23 protein-coding genes are annotated in these 24,080 nt (G+C 63.6%); all 23 read right to left on the reverse strand.

Annotated features, from left to right (window positions below; genetic code table 11):
• Window positions 1-10: 10 nt before the first annotated feature.
• The 23 genes from DAUD_RS05895 to DAUD_RS06005 all read right to left on the reverse strand — a co-directional run bounded on the left by DAUD_RS05895 (window position 11) and on the right by DAUD_RS06005 (window position 24,079).
• A complete protein-coding gene (locus tag DAUD_RS05895) occupies window positions 11-1,087 on the reverse strand; it encodes an NAD(P)H-dependent glycerol-3-phosphate dehydrogenase (RefSeq protein ID WP_464227074.1) in 1,077 nt (358 codons plus the stop codon).
• Window positions 1,071-1,844, reverse strand: coding sequence for a phosphoribosylformylglycinamidine synthase I (gene purQ / locus DAUD_RS05900; RefSeq protein WP_012302266.1), 774 nt, complete (start codon window positions 1,842-1,844; stop codon window positions 1,071-1,073). Before purQ ends, DAUD_RS05895 begins: the two co-directional genes overlap by 17 nt.
• On the reverse strand, window positions 1,841-4,684 hold the full coding sequence (purL, locus tag DAUD_RS05905) for a phosphoribosylformylglycinamidine synthase subunit PurL (protein WP_012302267.1): 2,844 nt from the start codon (window positions 4,682-4,684) through the stop codon (window positions 1,841-1,843). The genes purQ and purL overlap by 4 nt, the downstream gene beginning before the upstream one ends.
• A 47-nt stretch (window positions 4,685-4,731) precedes the next feature.
• Window positions 4,732-5,328 carry a glycerol-3-phosphate 1-O-acyltransferase PlsY gene (gene plsY, locus DAUD_RS05910; protein WP_012302268.1) on the reverse strand — a complete coding sequence of 199 codons (597 nt, stop codon included), beginning with the start codon at window positions 5,326-5,328 and terminating at the stop codon, window positions 4,732-4,734.
• Window positions 5,325-6,641 carry a ribosome biogenesis GTPase Der gene (der, locus tag DAUD_RS05915; protein WP_012302269.1) on the reverse strand — a complete coding sequence of 439 codons (1,317 nt, stop codon included), beginning with the start codon at window positions 6,639-6,641 and terminating at the stop codon, window positions 5,325-5,327. The genes plsY and der overlap by 4 nt, the downstream gene beginning before the upstream one ends.
• Window positions 6,638-8,005: a DUF512 domain-containing protein gene (locus DAUD_RS05920; protein WP_242647829.1), complete on the reverse strand. Its 1,368-nt coding sequence runs from the start codon at window positions 8,003-8,005 to the stop codon at window positions 6,638-6,640. Before DAUD_RS05920 ends, der begins: the two co-directional genes overlap by 4 nt.
• Window positions 7,932-8,459 (reverse strand): hypothetical protein, encoded by a 528-nt coding sequence (locus DAUD_RS05925; RefSeq protein ID WP_012302271.1) that lies wholly within the window; start codon window positions 8,457-8,459, stop codon window positions 7,932-7,934. The genes DAUD_RS05920 and DAUD_RS05925 overlap by 74 nt, the downstream gene beginning before the upstream one ends.
• Window positions 8,456-8,914, reverse strand: a complete 459-nt coding sequence (locus DAUD_RS05930; protein ID WP_012302272.1) for a DUF3189 family protein — start codon at window positions 8,912-8,914, stop codon at window positions 8,456-8,458. Before DAUD_RS05930 ends, DAUD_RS05925 begins: the two co-directional genes overlap by 4 nt.
• Before the next feature lie 18 nt (window positions 8,915-8,932).
• Window positions 8,933-10,126, reverse strand: coding sequence for a stage II sporulation protein P (spoIIP, locus tag DAUD_RS05935; RefSeq protein WP_012302273.1), 1,194 nt, complete (start codon window positions 10,124-10,126; stop codon window positions 8,933-8,935).
• Entirely contained in the window at window positions 10,116-10,832 is a 717-nt protein-coding gene (locus tag DAUD_RS05940; RefSeq protein WP_012302274.1) for a DUF1614 domain-containing protein, read from the reverse strand. Before DAUD_RS05940 ends, spoIIP begins: the two co-directional genes overlap by 11 nt.
• Window positions 10,833-10,957: 125 nt before the next feature.
• Complete coding sequence (locus DAUD_RS05945) at window positions 10,958-12,991, reverse strand: bifunctional 4-hydroxy-3-methylbut-2-enyl diphosphate reductase/30S ribosomal protein S1 (RefSeq protein WP_012302275.1); 2,034 nt, start codon at window positions 12,989-12,991, stop codon at window positions 10,958-10,960.
• A 14-nt stretch (window positions 12,992-13,005) separates the two neighbouring features.
• Complete coding sequence (locus DAUD_RS05950) at window positions 13,006-13,587, reverse strand: lysophospholipid acyltransferase family protein (RefSeq protein WP_012302276.1); 582 nt, start codon at window positions 13,585-13,587, stop codon at window positions 13,006-13,008.
• Entirely contained in the window at window positions 13,588-14,286 is a 699-nt protein-coding gene (gene cmk, locus DAUD_RS05955; RefSeq protein WP_012302277.1) for a (d)CMP kinase, read from the reverse strand.
• 84 nt (window positions 14,287-14,370) lie between these two features.
• On the reverse strand, window positions 14,371-15,660 hold the full coding sequence (aroA, locus tag DAUD_RS05960) for a 3-phosphoshikimate 1-carboxyvinyltransferase (RefSeq protein ID WP_012302278.1): 1,290 nt from the start codon (window positions 15,658-15,660) through the stop codon (window positions 14,371-14,373).
• A 45-nt stretch (window positions 15,661-15,705) separates the two neighbouring features.
• Entirely contained in the window at window positions 15,706-16,800 is a 1,095-nt protein-coding gene (locus tag DAUD_RS05965; RefSeq protein ID WP_012302279.1) for a prephenate dehydrogenase, read from the reverse strand.
• A 31-nt stretch (window positions 16,801-16,831) separates the two neighbouring features.
• Window positions 16,832-17,845 (reverse strand): 3-deoxy-7-phosphoheptulonate synthase, encoded by a 1,014-nt coding sequence (gene aroF, locus DAUD_RS05970; RefSeq protein ID WP_012302280.1) that lies wholly within the window; start codon window positions 17,843-17,845, stop codon window positions 16,832-16,834.
• Between the two features lie 4 nt (window positions 17,846-17,849).
• Window positions 17,850-18,938 (reverse strand): histidinol-phosphate transaminase, encoded by a 1,089-nt coding sequence (gene hisC / locus DAUD_RS05975; RefSeq protein WP_012302281.1) that lies wholly within the window; start codon window positions 18,936-18,938, stop codon window positions 17,850-17,852.
• A gap of 107 nt (window positions 18,939-19,045) precedes the next feature.
• The gene (gene trpA, locus DAUD_RS05980; protein ID WP_012302282.1) at window positions 19,046-19,849 is read right to left on the reverse strand and encodes a tryptophan synthase subunit alpha; all 804 of its coding nucleotides are present in this window, start codon (window positions 19,847-19,849) and stop codon (window positions 19,046-19,048) included.
• The gene (gene trpB, locus DAUD_RS05985; RefSeq protein WP_012302283.1) at window positions 19,846-21,030 is read right to left on the reverse strand and encodes a tryptophan synthase subunit beta; all 1,185 of its coding nucleotides are present in this window, start codon (window positions 21,028-21,030) and stop codon (window positions 19,846-19,848) included. The genes trpA and trpB overlap by 4 nt, the downstream gene beginning before the upstream one ends.
• Window positions 21,027-21,641, reverse strand: coding sequence for a phosphoribosylanthranilate isomerase (locus DAUD_RS05990; RefSeq protein ID WP_012302284.1), 615 nt, complete (start codon window positions 21,639-21,641; stop codon window positions 21,027-21,029). Before DAUD_RS05990 ends, trpB begins: the two co-directional genes overlap by 4 nt.
• Before the next feature lie 5 nt (window positions 21,642-21,646).
• Window positions 21,647-22,474: an indole-3-glycerol phosphate synthase TrpC gene (gene trpC / locus DAUD_RS05995; RefSeq protein WP_012302285.1), complete on the reverse strand. Its 828-nt coding sequence runs from the start codon at window positions 22,472-22,474 to the stop codon at window positions 21,647-21,649.
• Window positions 22,449-23,489 (reverse strand): anthranilate phosphoribosyltransferase, encoded by a 1,041-nt coding sequence (trpD, locus tag DAUD_RS06000; protein ID WP_012302286.1) that lies wholly within the window; start codon window positions 23,487-23,489, stop codon window positions 22,449-22,451. The genes trpC and trpD overlap by 26 nt, the downstream gene beginning before the upstream one ends.
• Window positions 23,486-24,079, reverse strand: coding sequence for an anthranilate synthase component II (locus DAUD_RS06005; protein ID WP_012302287.1), 594 nt, complete (start codon window positions 24,077-24,079; stop codon window positions 23,486-23,488). The genes trpD and DAUD_RS06005 overlap by 4 nt, the downstream gene beginning before the upstream one ends.
• Window position 24,080: the final 1 nt, after the last annotated feature.

The following is a 24,080-nucleotide window of genomic DNA, read 5'->3' on the forward strand; positions in this document are numbered from 1 at the left end:
GGCGGTCTCCTCAGGATCTCTTTCTAGACCACCAAACGTCAAATCCGGCCACTTCCTCAATCTCCCGGGTGCGTCCCCGGCCCATCAGGTGTTTTACTGCTTCCGCCGGGGAAAGGCCCTCGAACAGCACCCGGTACATCTGATCGGTAATCGGCATTTCCACCCCGTGTATGCGGGACAGCAGGTGGGCCGCCCGGGTGGTGCGTACTCCTTCGACCACCATGCGCACCGCCGCCTGGGCCTCTTCCGGCGTCCGGCCCCGTCCGATCTCGATCCCGGCCCGCCGGTTGCGGCTGTGCCGGCTGGTACAGGTTACGATCAGATCACCCACCCCGGCCAGCCCGCCAAAAGTGAGCGGGTTGGCGCCAAGCCTGACTCCGAGCCGGGTGATTTCGGCCAGTCCCCGGGTCATCAGCGCCGCCTTGGCGTTGTCCCCGAACCCCAGTCCGTCGGCGATGCCTGTCCCCAGGGCGATGATATTCTTCAAAGCGCCGCCCAATTCCACACCGACCGTGTCCGGATTGGTATAGACCCGCAGGCTCGGGCTCATGAACAACTCCTGAACGAATTCCGCGGCAGATGCGAATGGCGAAGAGGCAACCACGGCCGTGGGCAAGTTTCGGCCGACCTCCTCGGCATGGCTCGGTCCGGAGAATGTGACGTACCGGGCAAGATCCGCCGCCCCCGATTCCTGAAGATAGACCTCGGACATGCGTTGGAGAGAATCCTCCTCCAGCCCCTTGGCCACGTTGATCACGACCGCTTCCGCAGGAAGGAGGGCCAGCGCGGCGGCCAACGTCCCGCGGAAGGCGTGGGAGGGGACGGCAAACACCACCACGGTGCTCCCCGCCAGCACTTCCTCCAGCCGAGTGCTTACCCGCACCGTCTCCGGCAATTTCACTCCCGGCAGGTACTGCACGTTCTCGCGTGCGGCCCCGATGGTTTCGGCCAGGCCGGCCCTGCGGGCCCACAGCGAGACAGCATGACCGTTACGGGCGAGGTGCACCGCCAGGGCCGTGCCCCAGCTTCCCGCCCCCAATACCGCTGCCTTTTCCACCGCCACCACTCCTCTACATCTCTCGGGCATAGTGGACCGCGTTCCGGAAAACCAGCAGGCCGTCCGGATCACCGCCCTCACCCCGGCGCCAATTCGGGTGCTGCGTGGGCTCCACGGATCTTTCCGGGTGCGGCATCAACCCAAGGATCAGCCCGGACGGGTCGGCCAGACCGGCGACGGCGTTCACCGAACCGTTCGGGTTGTCCGGATACGCTTCGGTCAGAGCCCCGTCGGGACCCACGTAACGGAACACCACCTGGCCGCCGTCCTCCAGGCTTTTCAACACGGCTTCGGAGGTGTAGAACTTGCCCTCCCCGTGGGCGACCTGGTAGGTCACCGTGCGGCCCTCTGCACCACGGGTGAAGATCGACCGGCCCTCAATGCGCATCCGGACCCAGCGGCATTCAAACCGTCCGCTGTCGTTGGCCATCAGCGTTGCGGAGATCTCGCCCAGCCGGGCGTAAGGCAACAGCCCCGTGCGCACCAGCACCTGAAACCCGTTGCAGATTCCGAGCACCGGTCGCCCCCGGGCCGTAAACTCGAGTAGGGCGTCCCGCAGAAAAGACGTCAGCTCGACCGCCAGGATCTTGCCGGAATGCACGTCGTCACCGTAGGAAAAACCCCCGGGAATCACCAGGACTCCGTAATCCCCCAGTCTCCGGCTCCCGTCACGCAGCTCGTTCACGTGCACCAGCCGGGGGGCGGCGCCGCACTTCTCAAAGGCGTAGGCCGTTTCCACGTCACAGTTGGTTCCGTCGGTACGGAGAATGCACACCGGGGGTCTCACGCGCCGAACACCTCTTTCATCGGTTTCTGCCACCGGCGCTTTAAGAATGCTACCGGTACGGCAAAAAGTTCTTCTTCATCATCATCAATTCGCGCCGCGATGGTACCGTCCGCCGTGGTTTCCCCGATCTCCAAGTAGGGCACCCCCGTAAATACCTCCCCGGGCTCCCAGCCGGTTGCCAGCTCCACTACGAAGCAGCCGGCCGTTTCGTTGAACAGGAAGTAGTCGGGGCGCACGCCGGAGGGCAGGGTTAGGCGGACACCGCACCGGCCGCCGAAGGCCATCTCGGCGACGGCGGCGGCCAGACCCCCCTCACTGATATCGTGACAGGCGGCGACCGCGCCTAGGCGGATCGCCCGGTGCACGGCCCAAAACACCGACCGGAGCGTCTCCAGGTCGATTTCCGGCACGCTTCGGCCCAGGAAACCGTGCAGGTCGTAGTAGGTCGAGCCGCCCAACTGTTCCGGGCGGCGCCGTCCCACCAGCACCAGGGTGCTTCCGAGCCGCTTCAGGTCGGTGGACACGGTCCGCCGCACGTCCGGCACTCGGCCCATCACCGACACGCACAACACCGGCGGGATCCTGATGGTCAGCCCTTCGCCGTTGGTATAGGTGCTGGACAGGCTGTCCTTGCCCGAAATGAACGGCATTCCCATGGCGCGCGAGAAATCCGCGCAGGCGTCCACCGCCCGGTCCAAGGCACCCAGCATTTCTTTGTCCGGCACGGGCCAGATGAAATTATCGATCAGGGTCATCTCGCTCGGATCGGCACCGGCGGCGACCGCGTTGGAAACCGCTTCGGCGGCCGCCCAGATGCTCCCATGGTAGGGGTCGATCAGGTTCAGCACCGGGTTCAGGCCGTGCGCAATCACCAGGCCGTAAGGCCGGCCCAGCAACGGGGTGAGCACCACGGCGTCGTTGGGGGCATCCAGGTCCGCCCCGCCCAGGGGCGGCAGCGCGTTGGTGCCCTGAACCCCATGGTCGTACATTCTGATGATCGGTTCCTTAGAACACACGTTAAGGTGCTCCATCACCCTCCCGTACAACCCGGCCCAGTCCGCAGGGGGTTCCAGCACAGGTTCCGGGTGCTCCGGGGGCTGCCAGGCGGCCTCCAGCACGCGCTGGGGCAGGCCGTCGTGCAAGAAAGACATCTCCAGGTCCAGGACCGTCTCTCCGTGGAAGGTCGCCCGAAAGCGCCGGTCTCCGGTAAACTCGCCGATCAGCGTGGCTTCGACATTCAACCGGCGGCAGACGTCCATAAACAATTCCAGATTCTCCGGGGCTACGGCCGCCACCATGCGCTCCTGGCTCTCCGACAGCAGAATCTCCCAGGGCGCCAGCCCCGAATACTTGAGCGGGGCACGATCGAGGGCGAGCAGCACCCCGGTATCCGCGCCCATTTCCCCCGCCGCCGACGCGAAACCACCCGCGCCGCAGTCGGTGATCGCCCGGATCAGGTTTTGGTCCCGCGCTTCCAGGATCGCGTCGCTCATGCGCTTTTCCTCAATTGGGTGGCCGATCTGCACCGCCTGCGCATTCACGTCCATGGTGCGCTCGGTCATCGCCGCACTGGAAAAGGTGGCGCCGTGGATGCCGTCCCTTCCGGTGCGTCCGCCGATCACCACCACCAGGTCCCCCGTTCGGGCCGTGCCCTTCCGGCAGCGGTCCTCGGGTAAAAGGCCGTAGGCGCCCACGATCACCGTGGGTTTCGCCCGGAAGTCCGGGTGAAAGTGGACCGACCCGTTGTTGGTCGGGATACCCATGCGGTTGCCGTAGTCCCGCACCCCGGCCACCACCCGCCGCAACAGGTAGTGGGGATGCAGGCAGCCGGGCGGAATTTCCTCCCACGGAGTGTCGGGCGGAGCAAAGCAGAACATATCGGTGGAAGCGATCACCCGGGCCCCCTGCCCGGTGCCCATCACGTCCCGGAAAACGCCGCCGCTCCCTGTGGCCGCGCCTCCGTACGGCTCAATCGCCGAGGGGGAATTGTGGGTCTCCACCTTGCCGCACACGGCCCAGCCCTCGTAGAAAGCCATCACGCCGGAGTTGTCCACGTAGGCGGAACGGACGAGCGGGTGGTTGATGTCCGTGGTGGCCTCCTGCAAGCGTTTCAGAAGCGGTTTCTTCTCCCGGCCGTCCACCACGAGCCGGGCTTTGAAGGTCTTATGAACACAGTGCTCCGACCAGGTCTGGGCCAGGATCTCCACCTCACAATCCGTAGGGTCCCTTCCCGCCCGGCGGAAGTAATCCTGGATGAGGCGCATCTCCTCCAGGCTCAGAAAAAGCTTGTCCCGGCTCAACTCTACCAGTTGGTTATCGTTCATTTGGCGCAGGGGAATGATCTCCGTCGCCCGGCTGACGCCGGAGAGCCGCAGCGACTCCGGTTTGACGGCAACCACGTGCTGAATGGTGGCGTTCACCAGCAGCCTTTTCGTAATTAACTCGATTTCTTCAGGGGTGACCGGCCCGTAGAAGGCGTATTCCTGACTGGAATCGGCGGCCTCCAGGTGCGGGAGCCCCAGATCGCGGGCCGCTTTCTCCAGGGAAGCGGCCTCCGGATTCATCACTCCGGGCCGGTAAGCCACTTCCACCAGGCGGTCGGCGTCGGTGATCAGGGGTCGGTTGACGGTGTAGTCCTGAAAGGTTTCCTCCCAGAGGAGGTTTTTTGCCAAATAATCGGCTTCCGCGGGTGTGAGGCCCTCAAACCGGAAAATGCGGGCGGTGCGTACCATCCGGACACTTTTCAAGCCCAGAGCGGACCTGATCTCGGCCAGCAGCGCTTCACCGGCGGGGTCGGGCAGGTTGGTCTTGATCCTAGTGCGGACTTCTTGTACCGGCATAATGACATTCCTCCCCGATGATTCTACCACGGCGGGCTGATCTCTTGCTACTTGCGGAAACTGAACCGGGATTCTTTCCCTTTCAGGAGCCGGTCGATGTTCGCCCGGTGCTTGTAAACGGCCACCAGAGCCAGGAAGAGACCAAACAGGACGTGGCGCCACCCGACCCCTCCCAAGGCGAAAGCCAGCGGCACCGAAGAGGCGGCGATGATCGACGCCAGGGACACGTAACGGGTCAACGCCAACACCGCGATCCAGACGGCGGCAGCCGTTGCCAGGGCCACCGGCGGCAGCATGATCAGCACCCCCAGGCTGGTGGCGATGATCTTGCCGCCCTGGAAGCGCAGGAACACCGACCACCCGTGCCCGGTGAGGGCGGCCGCCCCCGTGAGCAACTCCAAGCCCGGTACGCCCACCGCCCTCCCGAGCAGAACGGCGACAATACCCTTTGCGGTGTCACCCACCAGAGAGGCCAATCCCCAGCCCGGCCCCAGTGTGCGCCAGACGTTTGTGGCCCCGATGTTCCCGCTCCCGTGGCCGCGGATGTCGATTCCCTTCACGTGCCGGGCGATCAGATAGCCGGTGGGCACGGAGCCAACCAGATAACTAAGACCGATCACCAGAATAACCGCCAACGCGCTCATTTTGATTCCCGCCTCCTGAACAGAATTCGCACCGGCACGCCCTTGAAACCCAATGCCCGTCGGACTTCGTTCTCCAGGTACCGCCGGTAGCCCGGGGAAACCAGCCCGGGATCGTTTACGAACAAGAGGAAGGCGGGCGGCCCGGTCGCCACCTGGGTACAGTACATCAGTTTCAGCCGTTTCCCTTTCCGGGCCGGCGGCGGAGAAATCATGAAAGCGTCCTGCAAGATGCGGTTCAGCATGCTCGTGGGGATCTGCCGCCGGTATTCACCCATTACGCTTTCCACCGTATCGAGGATTTTCGGCACCCCGAGACCGGACACCGCCGAAACGCACAGCACCGGGGCATAACCGATGAAGATCAGCTCCCGGCGCACTTCTTCCTGATAGCGGGAGGCCGACACCCCGCTCCCTTCGGCCAGGTCCCACTTGTTCACCACGATGATGGTGCCTTTCCCGGCCTCCTCGGCCAGCCCCGCGATCCGCTGGTCCTGGTTTGTCACCCCGTCGGTGAAGTCCAGCACAACCAGCGCCAGGTCCGAACGCTCCAGGGCCTTTTTGGCCCGGAGTACGCTGTAGTACTCGATTGATTCCCGGATCCTGGCCTTGCGGCGCATGCCCGCGGTGTCGATGAACACGTATTCCCGGCCGTCCCGGCGGAACAACGTATCGACGGCGTCCCTGGTGGTGCCGGGGACGTCGCTCACGATCACGCGTTCCTCGCCTAGGATGGCGTTCACCAGTGAAGACTTCCCGACGTTCGGCCGGCCCACCACCGCGATCCGCACCGGCTCGGACCGGGGTTCATCGGCCCCGGCCGGCATCCCGGCCACCACCAGGTCCAAAAGATCCCCGATATTAAGTCCCTGGGCGGCCGAAACCGGTACCGGCTCTCCCAGCCCCAGCCGGTAAAAGTCGGCCAGCGGCAAGGGCCGACTGAAATCGTCGACTTTGTTCACCACCACCAGCACCGGCTTGCTGGAACGGCGCAAGAGCGCGGCCACCTGGACGTCCTCTTCCAGCAAACCGGCGTTCCCGTCCAGAACGTAGAGGATCAGTTGGGCCTCCGCCATCGCCCGTCGCACCTGATCGAAGACCCGGTTGGCCATATCCTCGCCAGCCTGGCTTTCGATCCCGCCCGTATCCACCAGGATGAAGTGTCGTCCGGCCCAGTCCACCTCCTGGTACAGCCGGTCCCGGGTGACCCCGGGTTCGGCGTCAACCACGGCGGCCTGCCGGCCCAGTATCCGGTTAAAAAGCGTGGACTTGCCCACGTTGGGGCGGCCCACAATGGCCACCACCGGCTTGGTCACAATCCGGTTCCCCCTTGAGTTTTTCTGTTGACTGACCTTCGTTCATGCCCCCGATCAAAGCTGCGATACTCCCTGATGATCAGCCTTACCAGTTCCCGCGGCCCGGAAGCACCAACGACGGGGGCTCCGAGTTGCCGACCCAGTTCGGCCGTGGTCATGTCGTCCAGGAATGCGTGACCATCCTTGAGCGCAGAACCCGGCACTACCACCAGATCGGCGGGGGGTCCACCCGCCAGCTGTTCTGCGATGTCGCCCCCCGAAAGCAGGCCGCTGACCGTGACCGTTTGGCCGAAGAATTCGTTGTTGATCACGGCCAGGCGCACCTCGAGCCCATCCACCCGGTTCAGCCGCTTCACCAGAGGCTCGACAAGCGCCTCGGCCAATCGCCCGCTGACTACGGTCACCCTCCGGGGAGGCACCCGGTCGGGCAGCCCTGGTTCCACCGCCGACCACTCGTCCAGGAAGAGCCTGACCATCCCGATCCCGTTCTCTAACTGCGGAAAGCCGTCGTAGGCCTCGGCTGGCGGTACGTCGCACCCTGCGAGCAGGTAGAACTCGTCGGCCGCATACACAAAGGATTTGCCGTAACGTTTCCGGTACTGCCCCTGCCAGGCGGCAACCGCCGCCACCAACGCCTGCGCTCCGGGAGCGGTGAAACCGCTAAGGGGGTAAAGCCCTTCCCGGTAGCGGGTCCGGCCCACCGGTACCACACCCACCGACTGGACCGAAGGCCAGAGGGTCGCCAGGTCTTTCACCGTGCGCGACAGTTCATCCCCGTCATTTAAGCCCGGGCAGAGCACCACCTGGGTATGCACCTCGATGCCTGCCGCCTTGAGCAGGCGCAACTGGCCCATAATCCCCCCGGCGCGGGGGTGGCCCATCAGCCGGCGGCGCAGGGCCGGGTTCGTGGTGTGGACCGAAACATACAGTGGGCTCAAGCGCTGGCCGGCGATGCGCCTCAGGTCCCGTTCATCCACGTTGGTGAGGGTGATGAAGTTGCCTTCCAGAAATGAAAGCCGGTAGTCGTCGTCCTTGATATACAGGGATGACCGCAGTCCAGGCCGCATCTGGTCCACGAAGCAAAACAGGCACCGGTTCCGGCAGCGGTTCATTTTCGGAAAAGGTGCGACGAAACTCAAACCCAGGTCCTCGCCGTCTTCCTTGTCAATCTCCAGGAGCCATTGCTCCCCGTCCTTCTTGGCCACCAGCACATTGAGCCGCTCGTCGGTTGAATAGAATCGGTAGTCGATCAAATCCTCGAGGACGACGCCGTTAATGGCGATGACCCGGTCACCGGGGGCCAGCTCTAACTCTGCGGCGATGCTGCCCGGCCGTACTGCCTGTACAACCAAGCCCTCTGACAATCCCGGCCCCTCCTTTACTACCAGCATTATCCCCCAGTTCGCCTGAGCCGTCAACGCTGATCGACCGGGAGGGGAACAGGCGCCTGCTTTCCAGCCGTTCCAGCAGCCACCGGCCGACCCCGTAGAACCCGATGCGGTAACAAAAAGCCGCCAGTCGGAGCTTGGAGTCCGGCGGCACGGTGATCCGGTGCACGGCGTATAGTTCTTGTCCGATGTCAAACATGTCGCAGAAAGTGCCGATCAGCCGGGGGAGCAGTCTCTGGTCCGCCCGTGCCCAGACGGCGTACACCTCCCGGTCTTCCGGGTCTCTCCCGGTGTATATGAACCGGTACTGGTGATCAAGAAAGGTCAACGAACCAGTGCGGGTTTTCCCTTCCCCACCGGTTGCGGCGGCCGCCCGGTCCAGCGCGAAAAGGCCTGCCAGCGGCGTATTGTGCACATAAAAGACTTTCAATCCTCCGGCAACTCCTTCTTGGCCTCGTCCACCAGCCCGACCACTTTCCGGTAGGCCTTGCGCGACCCCCAGGTGACCAGAAACCTCCCGATGGCCTTGAGCCCCATTCCTCGGGACAGGTATCCGCCCAACTGCATCGCCCAGTTCAGGGCAGGGGTAGAATCCACCACTTTCAGACCGGTCTGGAGGCCGAACGCCGAGTACAGTCCGGCCAGGATCATCTCCGTTTCCGCCCCGTGATTGCGGCGTCCAACGATGTAGACCTGGTGCCCGGCCGGATCCTGCCCGTAATAGTGGATCCGGCCGTAATCATCACCGTCCTGCTTGTCGTAAAGCGGCAGGGATAAAAGCTTATCCGGGGTGGGAATCTCATCGGGCGCCAGCATCCCCGTATGCACGGCCGCAGCCAGAACCGAGGAGTGGGTGCCTCCAAAACAGTGGTATAGGACCTTCAACGACCCGACTCCTTTGCTCTATTGTTCCGGCTTGTTCTTGTCGTCACGCCTTTCCTTCAGTTTCAGCGGTTTGCCCAGCAGCCTGAAATCAAACTCCCGGCTCAAGAACTGGTGCAACTTCTCCCGGGCCTGCGGCACGCCCCCGGCTGAGATCACCAGGTACGCCGCCACCGCCAGAATCACCGCAAGGGCGATGCCGAAAGCCACCCGCCATCCGGCGACACCACCCGCCTGGTCGGGTCCAGCGGCGTCCACCCCAAGGACGGCCGGAACGGCGGCAGCCAGAAGCGACACCCCGCCCTTGGCCTCCGACTTGCTGTTCGTGTAGGTGCCGGCCTCGATCAGGATGGCGGTGGAAATCAGGTCCTGGTTATAGTTGCCCCGGGCCATGAAGATCTCCTTGACCACGTTGGGGTTTGCTTCATTCGCCCGGGCCATCAGCCGCCGGGCGAAGTCGATGTTGGCGTCCCGTTTGGGGTTTTGCCGCCCCACCACCAATCGGACCTGGCTGACTGTCTGTCCCTGGATCTGTTCGCGGAAAAACTCCGGATCCGGCACCCCGTCCCGGTGGATGTCAATCAGGGCGGCCGGATTGCGCTCCAGCAACTGGACCGCAGTCCTTCGGGAGCGTTCATAGGCCTGGGCGTCGTGGGGATTGTGGTTGGTGGTGTCGTGAAATACGGACAACCCCTGCTGACGCAGGCTTTGCGCGAAGATCCGGCCAACTTCGATGATGTCCCCATGGTCCTCAAAGGCCCTTCCCGAGTCCGGCACGTAGGATTCCATGGTGTGCGAATGGTATACGGCTACGTCCAGCCCGCCCCGGCGGCCCCCCTGCGGCGCCTGCGCGGGCAAAGTCAACTCGTCGCCGTAATGGCTGAAATAGTCCAACCAAGCCAGGAGGTTACGGTCCAGACCCAAAAGGCGCGCCTCGGCGATGTCGTTGTCGACACGCACCACCCGGTAGTGTTCCGCTTGGGCGGTGATAACCTCGTCACCAATGAATACCTGCCGGCTGGTCTTGGTGATCACCTTGCCTTGTTCGTCCACCACCGTCGTGTATTGACCTGCCTCATGATCACAAAAGTCCAGGCTGATCGTCTCCGCCTTGGTCCAAACGGTCATCCCTCTTTCCGGCCCCAGGTAACCGATCACCGCCAGGGTGACTAGAAAGCACACCAGCACCAATCTTACGACGAGTTTACTCCCCATCTTTCCGGCCTCCCTCATCTTCCCCGGGTGTTCTCAGGTCTACGAGCAAAGAAGGATCCCGCCCCTTAGTCCGGGGTCCGCCCTGGACGCGCTCCCTGAGTTCACCAGCGATTTCCGCCAGCAGCACGGCCAGTACACCGGCCACTACCACCACGTCAAAAACCCCGGCACCGCCGAAATGGACCAAGCCAGTCAGCCCGCGGGTGGCCAGGAGCGCCCCGTGAAACACGTCGGCCAGCAGTACGCCCAGGGTGGCCGCAATCCAGGCACCGCGTCGGGACCGCCCCACGGCGTAAGCGATGACGGCGGCTACTACCGGGTAAATGTAGATGATGTCGGCGAAGGCGAAACGCCCCGCCGGTTCGGGAAGTCCCGTCATTAAGAAGGAACCGATCCCGAAGACCACCACGGCGGTGATCAGCGCGGCAACCAGCGCCCTGGCCACCTCAAACCCGGTACCCGCGCGGCTGAGGAGGTAAACAGCCAGGGCAATCGGAACCAGCGCTCCACCAACGTTAATGGCGAACGCGATGTTTCCGATGGCGAAGGGGATGTCGATCAGGCTACCCACGATCAGGGTCCCTAGTATCACCAGGGCCGCCCTGTCGGTCAGCCGGAGGCGGTCCAGTACCCGCTGCGCCGCCCCCAGGTAAATCAGTACCGAAACCACGATCAGGATGATGATGCCTACCGGCAAGTTCTGCATGGCACCTGCTCCTTCCAGACGCCGATTGATGTTGAGAGTATGCTTCCCCGGCCGCACCAAAATATGCAATTGCAAACCGAAAAGCCCCGGCGGTTAATCGCCGGGGCTTTTCAGAAAAACAATTGCTAATTCTTATGGAGCAGGTCCCCGAAAACGTCTCCGATGGTTACCTCGCTCCCCTGGTCGTTGTGATAATCCTTGTCCTTGACCACTTCCCGCAAGGAGAGCCGGATCCGCTTGTTCTCGTCGTCCACGCTCAGCACCTTCACATTTATCTGCTGGCCCTCCGCAATGACATCCTCCGGCTTGGCCACGTGCCAGTCGGCCAGGTGGGAGATGTGCACCAGGCCCTCAACCCCGGGTTCCAATTCAACGAAAGCCCCGAACGGCACCAGTCGGACCACCCGGGCGCTGACCACGCTCCCGACGGGGTAGTTCTCCACGACCTGCTCCCAGGGATTAGGCAGCACTTGTTTCAAGCTCAGCGACACTTTCTCATTCTCCCGGTCGATCCGCAGCACCTGGACTTCCAGTTCGTCCCCCACCTTGAGCACTTCGGACGGGTGGTTAATGCGGTGCCAGGAAATCTCGGAAATGTGCAGCAAACCGTCTAGGCCGCCGATGTCCACAAAGGCACCAAACTGGGTCAGCCGCCGGACAACCCCCTTCACGACATCGCCCTCCTGGGTGGTTTCCAACGTTTCCTTCCGTTTCCGTGAGTACTCTTCCTCCAGCAGTACTTTCCGGGATAGGATCACTTTCTTACGGGCCTTGTTGAGCTCGATAATCCGGGCGGATATTTCCCGGCCCACATATTGGCTCAAGTCCTCCACGTAGCCTCTCTCCACCTGTGACGCCGGTAAGAACGAACGCACACCCAGGTCCACAAGCAGTCCGCCTTTAACCACTTCACGGACGACACCCCTGACGGTTTCCCCGCCGTGAAAGGCCTTGTCCAACGTATCCCAGGCCTTGACCGCGTCGGCCCTGCCTTTGGAAAGGATGATCCGGCCCTCGTTGTCCTCGGCCTTGACTACCCAAACATCTATCTCGTCTCCCACCTGAACTACCTCGTCGGGGGAGCTAACATCATAGCAAGACAGCTCACGTAACGGCACAACACCCTCCGACTTCGCCCCGACATCCACCAGAACCTCGTCCTGACCGACCTGAACAATCACGCCCCTGACGATATCCCCGCTCCTGAGGGACCTCACCGGTGTGGTCTGCAATTCTTCCTCCGGGCTCACAACCTCTTCCTCCGGGTTCGCGACCTCTTGTTCCGGGTTCACCTCTTCCTCTGGACCGACAACCTCTTCCTTCTCCGACAATTCTTCCATTCGCCTCTTAACCTCCTCAATAATCCAATCAGGTGTTGACGCTCCCGCCGTCAGGCCGGCGACCGTGCAACCCCGGAACCATTCCGACTGCAACTGGTCTCCGGTTTCGATGTGGTAGGTCGGAGTGCCGCTCAGGCGGCACAGACCAGTAAGCTTGCGGGTGTTGGCACTGTCGATGCCCCCGACAACCACCATCACGTCCACCTGCCGGGCCAGCGTGAGGGCGGCGTTCTGGCGCTCCACCACCGCGTTGCAGATGGTGTCGCACACCAATACCTCCCCCATCCTGGACTTCAGCTCCTCCACCACCGCCTCCAGGTTCGCGTGCGGCTGCGTAGTCTGGGCCACCACCCCGACCCGCGGATAGAAGGGCAGAGCACTCGCTTCCACCCGGTCTTCCACCACTACGGCCTGGCCGTTCGTCCAGCCCACAATCCCCCTTACCTCCGGGTGCTTCCGGTCACCAACCACGATCACCTGGTGTCCGGAGTCGTTCAAATCACAGGCCAGCCGTTGCGCACGCTTCACGAAGGGGCAGGTCGCGTCCACCACCGTGAATCCCAACTCCCGGGTCTTCTCCAACAGCTTGGGCTCCACGCCGTGGGAACGAATAATCAATGTTCCGCGCGGCACCCGTTCAATCTCCTCGACAACCTCGATTCCTTGCTCGGCGAGATAGGCCACCACCTGGGGGTTATGAATCAAGGGTCCCAGGCTGTAGATGGGAGGGGCTGTTTCGCGGACCGTCTTCAGCGCCAGATCAATGGCCCGGTGCACCCCGAAACAAAAACCCGCCTTTGTGGCCAATCTCACTTCCATGCTTTGAGTTCACCTCACGCCTTGAGCAGGGTACCGATTTCTCCCATAACCCGGTTGCTCATCTCCTCAAGGACCTCTTTTGAGGGCTTGTTTCCGGCGTATTCCGGAAAGTGGAGCGGTTTTCCGATCCGCACCCGGACTTTGCCAAAAACGCCTTTGGTGCCGATCAGGGCAACCGGCAGTATGGGGACACCTCCCTTCAAAGCCACCAGCGCCGCCCCGTAGTGAGGCTTTTGAAGCTCACCGCTCTTGCTCCGGGTTCCCTCCGGAAACATACCCACCACCCGTCCCGCCTTGAGGTGAGCCAGTGCCGTGCGAATCGCCTCCCTGTCCACCGTCTCTCGGTGTACCGGGAATGCCCCCCAGGCCGTGATGATCGTCCTGAGCACGGGGATCCGGAAAAGCTCGGCCTTCGCCATAAAATAGATCCGCCGGTTCATCACACACCCGCACACCACCGGATCCCAGTAACTACTATGGTTAGCGGCGAGAATCAGCCCGCCCGAAACGGGCAGGTTTTCAGCTCCTTTTACCTCCCAGCGCCGCAGTACCAGGAGCACGGTTCGGCACAGGTGCCAGCAGAACCAGTAAAACACTTATGTATTGCCCACCTTCGCCACGATCATGGCCACGACCTCGTCCACGGTGAGGTCGGTGGTGTCGATCACGACGGCATCGGGTGCCACGCAAAGCGGCGCCACGGACCGGCTGCTGTCTATCCGGTCCCGTTCCTCAATCTCTCGCACCAATTGGTCCAAATCAAGCCGGTAACCCTCTTGGTTCAGCTCTTTCAGGCGCCGTTTCGCCCTTTCCAACGGGGTAGCCGTAACAAAAAACTTGTGCTCGGCGTCCGGCAGGACGGCCGTGCCGATGTCGCGGCCCTCCATAACGATACCGTCTGCCACGGCAAGCTCACGCTGCAAAAGGGTTAACACCTGCCGTACAGACGGTATACGGGCATAGTAGGAAACTTGGCGCGATACATCGGGCTCTCTGATGGCCCGGGTAACGTCTTCTCCGTTGAGGTAAACCCGCAGACCCCCGGAACCCGCCTCGAACTTGAGTTCGGCGCTCCGGACCAGTTCGGTTAACTTCTCTCCGCTGTCCGAAGGAGCTATCCCTGTACGCATACCGAGAAGGGTGATGCCCCGGTACATAGCTCCGGTATCAACATAGGCGAATCCCAAACTGTCCGCGACCCTTTTGGCTACCGTGCTTTTACCCGCTCCTGCAGGGCCATCAATAGCAATGACGCCCCTCCTGATCGCCCCGGCCCCCTTTTGCACACCTGGCATTGCGGTTGTACTTCGACAAACAAGCGGAATTTCCTTTTTACATTAATAAAAAGGCGAATAAACTGCCCGGGCTGCTGTTGAATATTATTCTAGGCGCAGGGAATTTAATGCGTGGGCGAATCCGGGGAAAGACACGTCAATGCAGTTGGAATCGCGGATGATGGTAACGTCCGACGCGGCCAGACCGGCAACCGCGGCCGCCATCGCAATGCGGTGGTCGCCGTGACTGTTGCAACTGCCTCCCGTGAGCCGCCGCGGTCCCCGGATCACCAGGCCGTCAGGCGTCTCCCGGATGTCGGCCCCCAGCGTGGACAGTTCCTTACGGGTTGCGGCCAAACGGTCGGACTCTTTCACCCTCAGTTCCGCGGCGTCACGGATCACCGTTTCCCCGTCGGCGTACGCCGCGGCCACCGCCAGGACGGGAATTTCGTCAACCAGCCTTGGAATCAGTGCCCCTTCAATCACCGTGCCGCGCAGGGCGCTTGACCGGACCCGGATGTCGGCCACCGGCTCCCCGCCGCTTTCCCGGGGCCTGCTCACGGATATTCGCGCCCCCATGTTTGCCAGGGCATCAAGGATTCCGGTCCGGGTTGGATTAACGCCCACATCCTTCAGCACCAGGTCGCTCTCGGGCGTAATCAGGGCAGCGACGATGAAAAAGGCGGCCGAGGAGATGTCTCCCGGGATCCTGATCTCCCGCCCGCACAGCTCTGGGGAGGGCGCAACCGTCACCGAAGAACCCCGGCGTGCCACCAGTGCCCCGAAAGCGGCCAGCATCCGCTCGGTATGGTCCCGGGTTGCCACCGGTTCGGTAACCTCCGTCGGACTATCCGCAAACAATCCGGCCAGGAGCAAGGCCGATTTCAACTGGGCCGAGGCCACCGGCAGCCGGTACCTGATACCCGAAAGCCGCCCCCCGGCCACGGCGATCGGGGCCAGGTTCGCGTTCCGGCGGCCCAGTATGGTGGCGCCCATCTCCTGCAGCGGTCCGGTCACCCGACCCATCGGGCGCCGGCGCAGGGAGGCGTCGCCCGTAATCACGCTGAAAAAGGGCTGCCCGGCCAAGATACCCAGCATCAGCCGCATGGTGGTCCCGGAATTGCCGGCGTCCAGAACATCCGGGGCCTCGGTCAGGGCCTCGGGCCCGCGGCCCCGAATCCGGATGGTGTCCCCGTCTGGCCCCTCGATCTCCACGCCGAGGGCCCGAAAGCAGCGCACGGTGGCCAAGCAGTCCTCCCCGGGCAGGAAATTAGTAGCCGCCGTTTCCCCCCGCGCCAGAGAGCCGAGCATCACCACCCGGTGCGAAATGGATTTGTCCCCCGGGACCCAAGCCTCACCCCGCAGGCCACGGGCCGGCGTGATTTTCAGGGTCAACAGTGCTCACCACCTGTGTCTGTCACGGTTTCCGGGAGGAACGTGTCAGCGTTTGGTCACCGGGATCCCTTCGCGGGCCAGCAGTTCTGCGGCTCGGTCCCGGTCATGTTCAGTGCCGAAAGCCAGGCGGACGGTCCCGCCCTCGCCTTCCCGCACCCGAAGAATTTCCAGGTCGGAAATGTTTATTTCGTGCCGGCCCAGGATCGAGGCCACTGCGGCGATGGTTCCCGGGCGGTCGGAAATGGTAATGGTGACTTCGTGGAGGTCCTTGAGGTAGCCCTTCATCCGGGCTGGCAGGCCCTCCCTGCTCCGCCGCGCCGCCTCCAGCCAAGCCGTGATTCTTTCCGGCTCGCCCTCTTCCAGGGCGTCTTCAATCGTGTTCAGTTCCGAACGGAACCGGTCCAGCAGAGCCTTCAGCATCCGGCGGTTGGCAAGAAATATGTCGAGCCACATCTCGGGATTGCCGGCCGCTACCCGGGTGGTATCCCGGTAACCGCCGGCCGCCAGCGCCAGCGCCCGTTCCGAGCCTTCCATCCCGGCCACCGTGTTCACCAGGGTGCAGGCCAGCAGATGCGGCAGGTGACTGACGGCGGCCACGGCCCGGTCGTGTTCCTGCGGCTCCATTTCGATCACCCGACACCCCAGCCCCTCGGCCATGGCCCGCACCCGGTCCAACGCCCGCCTTTCGGTATTGGGAGTGGGGGTGAGCACGTAGTATGCGCCCTCAAACAGGTAGCGGTCGGCACCGCCGATCCCTGCCTGCTCCGAGCCGGCCATGGGGTGCCCGCCTACAAAGTGCACCCCGGTGGGGGTGACCTCTTCGGCGGCGGCCACAACTGCCGCCTTGCAGCTGCCCACATCCGTCACAATGGTTCCCGGCCGTAAGTGCGGGACCACGGAGCGCAACACCGGAATGATACTGCCCACGGGAACGGCGATGACCACCAGTTCCGCCCCGGCCAGGCCGGTTTGCGGATCGGTGGTGAAACGGTCGACCGCGCCCCGCTCAAGCGCCTCCTGGAGGCGCGATGGGTCGCGGCCGACACCGGTCACGGTGCGGGCCAGCCCCCGGGCCCGCAAACCCAGGCCGATGGAGCCCCCGATAAGGCCCACCCCGATAATGGTCACCTGATTAAACACAAAACACTCTCCTTGGCCGGTGAACGTCCCGCTAAACTCTCCGGCCGACCGCCTGTGCGATCTGCGCCAGTTGAACCATAGTCTTCCCGAACTTCTTCGGGGTCAGGGACTGCGCCCCGTCACACAAGGCCTCCGCCGGGTTGGGGTGAACTTCGATCAAGAGGCCGTCGGCCCCGGCGGCCACCGCGGCGAGGGCCATCGGCGGCACAAACCGGTACTTACCGATGCCGTGACTGGGGTCCACCACCACCGGCAGGTGGGAGAGATACTTTACGATCGGCACAGCCGAAAGATCCAGCGTGTTCCGGGTAAAGGTTTCAAAACTGCGGATCCCGCGTTCGCACAGGATTACGTTCTGGTTCCCCTCGTTCAGGATGTACTCGGCCGCCATCAGCCATTCTTCGATGGTGGCCGACAGGCCACGTTTCAGCAGAACCGGTTTGCTGTACCGGCCGACCTCGCGCAGCAGGTAGAAGTTCTGCATGTTCCGGGTGCCGATCTGGATGATGTCCGCGTACTCGGCCACCAGCGGCAGAGTCCGGACGTCCATTACCTCGGTCACAATCAGAAGACCATACCGCTCCCGGGTCTCGGCCAGGAGTTGCAGCCCCTTCTCGGCCAGTCCCTGGAACGAATACGGAGAAGTGCGGGGCTTGTAGGCGCCGCCCCGTAGAATCCGGGCCCCGGCAGCCCTTACTTTTTCCGCCACCTCGAACAGCTGTTCCTTGCTCTCCACCGCACATGGGCCGGCCATCACCTGGATGGTGTCGCCCCCGATGGTCACGTCCCCGACGGTGATCACCGTGCCTTCTGCTTTCATCACCCGGCTGGCCAGCTTGTAGGGGGCCATGATCGGAATAACCTTGTCCACCCCCGGCAGGAGTTCAATCCCGGCATCCCCGAGGAGGGTCTCATCGCCGATGGCCCCGATAATGGTCCGCTCCACCCCGCGGGACAGGTGGGCCCGGTAGCCGGCCGACTCTATTCTCTTCACGACTGCCTCAATCTCAGCTTCGCTCGCCTTATGGTGCATTACAATGACCATCTCCTTACTCCTCCTTCAGGAACGCTTCCAGAGCTTTGATAAACTTCCGGTTCTGGTCCCGGGTACCGATGGTGACCCTCAGGCGGGTCGGGTAGCCGAACCCGCCCCGGATGATGACGCCCCGGCGCAAAAGGCTTTGAAACACAAGCTTCTCGTCCCGGCCGGCGTCAAACAGTATGAAGTTGGCTTCCGTAGGGACATACGGTAATCCTAACCGGGTAAGTTCCCGGTAAAGGTAATCCTTTTCCTCCCGGTTCAGGTTTCGGATCGCTTCCACGTGTCTCCGGTCGGCCAGGGCGGCGACCGCCGCCTCCTGAGCCAGGCTGTTCACGTTAAACGGCTCACGCACCCGCTCCAAGCAGTCCACGATTTCCGGCCGCGCCACGGCATAGCCTATGCGCAGTCCGGCCAGCCCGTACATCTTGGAAAAGGTCCGCAGCACAACCACGTTCGGAAGGTCGGCAACGTATTTCAGGCCGTCCGGGTAGCGCGCATTGTCAACGTATTCAAAATAGGCCTCGTCCAGCACCACCAAGCACCGCCGGGGCACAAGGCCAATGAAACGGTCCAGTTCTTCGCGGCCCACGATAGTGCCGGTCGGGTTGTTCGGGTTGCAGATGTACACCAACTTGGTCCTCGGGTTCAGGCGCGCGGCCATGGCCTCCAGGTCGAGGGTGTCGTCCGCCAGCGGCACCTCAACCGGCACCGCGTTCATCATCCGGGCCAGCGGCTGGTAGCGCGGGAAACTGGGAACGGGCATCACCGCTTCGTCGCCCGGATCCAGGAAAGCCAGGGAGATTTGCTGGACGATTTCGTTGGAGCCGTTGCCCAGGTGGATTTGCCCGGGGTCAATTCCGTAGAACTTGGCCAACGCGTGCCGTAACCGATAACCTGACCCGTCGGGATAATAGTGTACCCCGTAAGCGGCATTCTTCAGCACCTCGATCACCTCCGGGGACGCTCCGACGGCGTTTTCGTTCGACGCCAGCTTCACGACCTCCGTGAGGCCCAGCTCTCGCTGCACTTCCTCAATGGGCTTGCCGGGCCGGTAGACGGCCAGATCCAGAATATTCCCCCGCGCCAGTTCAGACAACCGACTTCCCTCCCGAGGGCGGAACCACCTTTGTCGGATAGGCCGACATCATGCGGTTCCGGATTAGTTTATAAAGAATGTTACCACCATCCCCAGAGGCACGCAACCTATATTTTCTGCAGAGCCTGTTTCAGCTCAAGTACCAGGCTGCACACTCTTTTCACGCTTCCGTTTTCATCGGCGCCGTCGATCAGGTCAACAATGGCACTGCCTACAATCAGGGCGTCGACGTGCGGGGCCAGCGCGCGTACCTGGGCATCCCGGGCGATACCAAAACCGACCGCGATCGGCAGGCCGGTATGCTCGCGCACGGTCCGGCACACCCCCACCAGCTTTTCGGAATAACCGGCCTGCGTGCCGGTAACGCCCGTCACCGAAACACAGTACACGAAGCCCCGGGCCTGCCCCGCGATCGCCGCGATCCGGCGCGGCGTAGAAGTGGGCGCGACCAAGGGGATGAGATCCAGGCCGCACTCATCCGCCCTTTCGAGTACCGGGCCGGCCTCCTCCAGCGGCAGGTCCGGAATGATCAGGCCGTCGGCGCCGGCCAGCGCGGCCGCAGACATCAGCGGCCCCGGGCCGAAACTGAAGATGGGGTTGAAGTAACTCATCAGCACCAGGGGAACGTCGGTTTCCCGCCGCAGTTCCCGCACCAGCGCCAGGATCCCGGCCAGGCTTGTTCCCGCGCCCAGCGCGGCCTGCGAGGCCCGTTGGATCACCGGACCATCGGCCAGCGGATCGGAGAACGGCACGCCGAGTTCAATCAGGTCGGCCCCAGACTCCGCCATCGCCAGCACCAGGCTCCTCGTCGCCTCCAGGTTTGGGTAACCGGCGGTTACAAACGGGATCAGGCCCTTTTCCCCGCGCTCGCGCAGCCGCCCGAAAGCGGCGGCGATCCGTCCGCCGCTCATTGCCACACCTCCCCCGCTACTGTCTCGACGTCTTTGTCTCCCCGGCCCGAGAGATTAACGACGATGGACGACGCCGGTGTCAGTGTTCGGGCCAGCTTCACCGCCTCGGCGACGGCGTGGGCGCTTTCCAACGCGGGTAGGATGCCCTCGGTCTGGCAAAGTAGGCGAAAAGCGTCCAGGGCCTCGGCATCCGTGGCGGTGGTGAAGAGGACCCGGCCCGAATCCTTCAGGTAGCTGAGTTCCGGACCCACTCCCGGGTAATCTAGGCCGGCGGAAACCGAATGCACCGGCAGCACCTGCCCGTGGTCATCCTGCAAGAGGTAACTCAAGGAACCGTGCAGTACCCCCGGCCGGCCGTAGGACAGGGTCGCCGCGTGACGGCCCGTTTCCGGGCCGAGTCCCCCGGCTTCCACTCCCACCAGGCGCACCTTCGTCTCCCCAAGGAACTCCGAGAAGATGCCCATTGCGTTCGACCCCCCGCCGACACAGGCTACCACGTAATCCGGCAGGCTGCCGGTCAGCTCATAAACCTGCCGGCGCGTTTCCCGTCCGATGACGGACTGGAATTCCCGGACCATCAGCGGGTAAGGGTGGGGTCCGGCCACTGAACCGATCAGGTAGTAGGTGTGTTCCACATTGGTCACCCAATCGCGGATGGCCTCGTTCATTGCATCTTTCAGGGTTTTGCTCCCCGCGGCCACCTCGACCACCTCGGCGCCCAGAAGCCGCATCCGGAACACGTTCAGCGCCTGGCGCCGCACGTCCTCGGTGCCCATGAAAATGGTGCAGGAAAAGCCGAACAGCGCGGCCGCCGTGGCGGTGGCCACTCCGTGCTGCCCGGCCCCCGTCTCCGCGATCAACCGCCTCTTGCCCATTCTCCGGGCCAGGAGCGCCTGCCCAAGGGTGTTGTTGATCTTGTGAGCCCCGGTATGGTTCAAATCCTCTCTTTTCAAATAGATCCGGGCACCCCCGACCTGACGGCTCAAGTTTGCCGCGAAGTGCAGCGGGCTGGGCCGGCCCACATAGTGCCGCAGGTAGTAGTCGAATTCTCGCTGGAAACCGTTGTCCGCACGGGCGTTGAGATAGGCCAGTTGCAGTTCCTCGAGGGCCGACATGAGCGTTTCGGGAACATAGCGACCCCCGTAACTCCCGAAGTATCCCCTCTCGTCCGGCAGCATCATAGCGCCTCCCTTGCCAGTTTGATGAAACTCCGGATTTTGGCCGGGTCTTTCAACCCCCCGGTTTCAACCCCCGTGGAAACATCCACCCCATAAGGGCGGACGGCGGCGATCGCCGCCTGTACGTTGCCGGGATTGAGACCCCCCGCCAGAATGACCGGCCGGGAGAACTTCAGGGACTCGATGAGTCTCCAGTCGAACACCCGCCCCGTGCCGCCCGGCCGCCCCGGACTAAAGGTGTCCAGCAGCAGACACCACACCGGGTACTCCTCGGCCCGCTCCAGTTCCCTGACGGAAGCGTTCCCCACCCCAAAAGCCTTGATCACCTTCTCCCGGAAGCCCCGGCAGTATTCCGGACTCTCCCGCCCGTGGAACTGGAGTGCACCCAGCCCGCAGTGCGCGGCGATTCCCTGCACCGTTTCCGGATCCTCGTCCACGAACACGCCCACGGTAAGCACTTCGGGGGGCAACCGCCGGATAATGGCGCGGGCCGTATCCGGCGCGATCCGGCGCCGCCCCGGGGCGAACACGAAGCCGAGGGCGTCGGCGCCGGCGTCGACCGCCGTGCGGGCGGTATCAAGGTCCGTGATCCCGCAGATTTTAACCAGTGTCATTGACTTTATCCGCCTGCCTTGTCGTATTGTTTGTTCAGCGGTTTTCCCCGGAGTTGCCTGCTCGTCCCCAGGAGTTCACGGACGCGCGCGTCGATGTCGTCGGCCCGCATGAGAGTCTCCCCCACCAGGACGGCGTCGACGCCCCACGCCTCCAGCGCGAGCACGTCGTCCCGGGTGCGGATGCCGCTCTCGCTCACCGTGGTCACTTCGGGGGGCAGATGCACCGCCAATTCCCGGGTGTGCTTAAGATCGGTCCGGAAAGTGCCGAGGTCCCGGTTGTTGATCCCCACCAGACTTGCCCCCGCGGCGGTGGCGCGTTCCAGTTCCGCGAGGCTGTGGACTTCGACGAGGGATTCCATGCCTAGGGCCGCGGTCAGTTCCATCAAGCCCTTCAGTTCGTGATCGTCCAGGACGGCGGCGATCAACAGCACCGCGTCCGCACCCAGAACACGGGACTCGTAGACCTGGTGTTCGGAGATGATGAAATCTTTGCGCAACAGCGGCAGTTTCACGCTCCGGCGAATCTCCGAAAGGTATTCCGGACGGCCGCCGAAATAGGTATGGTCCGTAAGCACGGAAACGGCGGCGGCCCCGGCGCCCTCGTAGATACAAGCGATTTCCACCGGATCGAAGGCGGCGCGGATGACTCCGGCCGAAGGGGAGCGCCCTTTTACCTCGGCGATCAGGGACACCCCGGGCTGCTCGCGCAGCGCCCGGCTCAGGCTCCGGGTGCGCGGAGCGGCGGCGGCCGCCTCCCGCAAGGCCTTAAGTGACATTTTCCGCCGCAGCGCCTCCACCTCGCTACGCTTAGAGGCGATTATCGTGTTCAACATGCTTGCACCGCTCCGTAAACTCAATCAGTCGCGTCAATCTCTCCCGGGCCGCGCCGGAATCCAGGCTCTCGGCCGCGAGGCGCACCGCCCCGGCCGCGTCCCCGGCTCGGCCCGCGGCCAAAAGCGCCAGGCCCGCGTTCAACAATACCGCGTCCCGCCGCGGCCCGGAAGCGCCGTGCAGGATTTCCAGCGTAATCCGGGCATTGTCCGCCGGGGAACCGCCGGAAAGTGACTCCACATCCGCCCGCTCAAACCCCAGGTCCACCGGGTCAAGGATCCCCGCGCGCACCGATCCGGGGCGCACCTCCCAGACCTGCGCCGGACCGGCCAGGGATACCTCGTCCAGACGGCCGGCCCCGTGGATCACGAAGGCGCGTTCCACTTCCAACCCAGCCAGGGCGTCGGCCACCAGTTCGGCGACCGCCGCGTCGAAAACCCCCAGCACCTGAACCCGGGGGCGCACCGGGTTGGTCAGGGGCCCCAGGATGTTGAACACGGTCCGGATGCCGAGTTCTTTCCGGGGACCGGCGGCATGCTGCATGGCCCGGTGCAGGCGCGGCGCAAAGAGAAAGGCGATCCCCACCTCGTCGAGGCAGGCCCCCATCTGCGCCGGGGTCAGGTCCAAATTCACCCCGAGATGACGCAGGACGTCGGCACTGCCGCAGCGGCTGGAGACCGCGGTGTTGCCGTGTTTGGCCACCGGTACCCCGGCTCCGGCCACCACGAAGGCGGCGGTCGTGGAAATGTTAAAGGTCTGTGCGCCGTCACCGCCGGTGCCGCAGGTATCGGCTACCAACTCATGCCGCGTGGGCACCTGTTCGGCGCGCGCGCGCATCGCCCGAGCAAAACCCCTGATCTCCGCCGCGGTCTCCTTCTTCAGCCGCAGGCCGGCCAGAAGCGCGCCGATCTGCGCGGACGTGGCCTCGCCGTCCATGATTTCGGCCATCACCGCTTCCGCTTCGTGTTGCTCCAGGTCCTCCCCGCCGACCAGTTTTTGCAGCGCTTCTCGGATCAATTCCGAGGCCCTCCCCCCCGGCCCGTCTCCAGGCCCAGAAAATTGGCAAGCAACTCCCGTCCCCATTCGGTCAGAATCGATTCCGGGTGAAACTGCACACCCTCGACCGGGTAGCGGCGGTGCCTCAAGGCCATGATTTCCCCCTCGGGCGAGCGGGCGCTGACTTCGAGGCAGGGCGGCAGCGTTTCGCCGTCCACGATCAGGGAGTGGTAGCGCGTGGCCGTAAACGGCGAGGGCAATCCCCGGAAGATCGACTTCCCGTCATGTTCAACCGGACTGGTTTTTCCGTGCATCGGACGCGCCGCCCTGATCACCCGCCCACCGAAGGCTTGGCCGATAGCCTGGTGGCCCAGACAAACACCCAGGATCGGAATCCGTCCGGCACAATGTTTCACCAGTTCCAGGGATATCCCGGCGCTGTCGGGGGATCCCGGCCCGGGAGAAATGACGATCGCCGACGGCGCCATGGCGTTCACGTCCGCCAGCCCGATCGTGTCGTTGCGCGCCACCCGCACCTCCTGGCCCAATTCCGCCAGGTAGTGTACCAGGTTGTAGGTGAAGGAATCGTAGTTGTCAATCATTAAAATCACG

It is taken from the genome of Candidatus Desulforudis audaxviator MP104C, assembly GCF_000018425.1.
Taxonomy (GTDB): domain Bacteria; phylum Bacillota; class Desulfotomaculia; order Desulfotomaculales; family Desulforudaceae; genus Desulforudis; species Desulforudis audaxviator.

Bases quoted from the DNA above. Each gene is read 5' to 3' on its own strand.
- DAUD_RS05895 (WP_464227074.1), bottom strand. From the start codon at position 1,087: ATGCCCGAGAGATGTAGAGGAGTGGTGGCGGTGGAAAAGGCAGCGGTA.
- purL (WP_012302267.1), bottom strand. From the start codon at position 4,684: ATGCCGGTACAAGAAGTCCGCACTAGGATCAAGACCAACCTGCCCGAC.
- plsY (WP_012302268.1), bottom strand. From the start codon at position 5,328: ATGAGCGCGTTGGCGGTTATTCTGGTGATCGGTCTTAGTTATCTGGTT.
- spoIIP (WP_012302273.1), bottom strand. From the start codon at position 10,126: ATGGGGAGTAAACTCGTCGTAAGATTGGTGCTGGTGTGCTTTCTAGTC.
- DAUD_RS05940 (WP_012302274.1), bottom strand. From the start codon at position 10,832: ATGCAGAACTTGCCGGTAGGCATCATCATCCTGATCGTGGTTTCGGTA.
- DAUD_RS05945 (WP_012302275.1), bottom strand. From the start codon at position 12,991: ATGGAAGTGAGATTGGCCACAAAGGCGGGTTTTTGTTTCGGGGTGCAC.
- cmk (WP_012302277.1), bottom strand. From the start codon at position 14,286: ATGCCAGGTGTGCAAAAGGGGGCCGGGGCGATCAGGAGGGGCGTCATT.
- aroF (WP_012302280.1), bottom strand. From the start codon at position 17,845: ATGGTCATTGTAATGCACCATAAGGCGAGCGAAGCTGAGATTGAGGCA.
- trpA (WP_012302282.1), bottom strand. From the start codon at position 19,849: ATGAGCGGCGGACGGATCGCCGCCGCTTTCGGGCGGCTGCGCGAGCGC.
- trpB (WP_012302283.1), bottom strand. From the start codon at position 21,030: ATGATGCTGCCGGACGAGAGGGGATACTTCGGGAGTTACGGGGGTCGC.
- DAUD_RS05990 (WP_012302284.1), bottom strand. From the start codon at position 21,641: ATGACACTGGTTAAAATCTGCGGGATCACGGACCTTGATACCGCCCGC.
- trpC (WP_012302285.1), bottom strand. From the start codon at position 22,474: ATGTTGAACACGATAATCGCCTCTAAGCGTAGCGAGGTGGAGGCGCTG.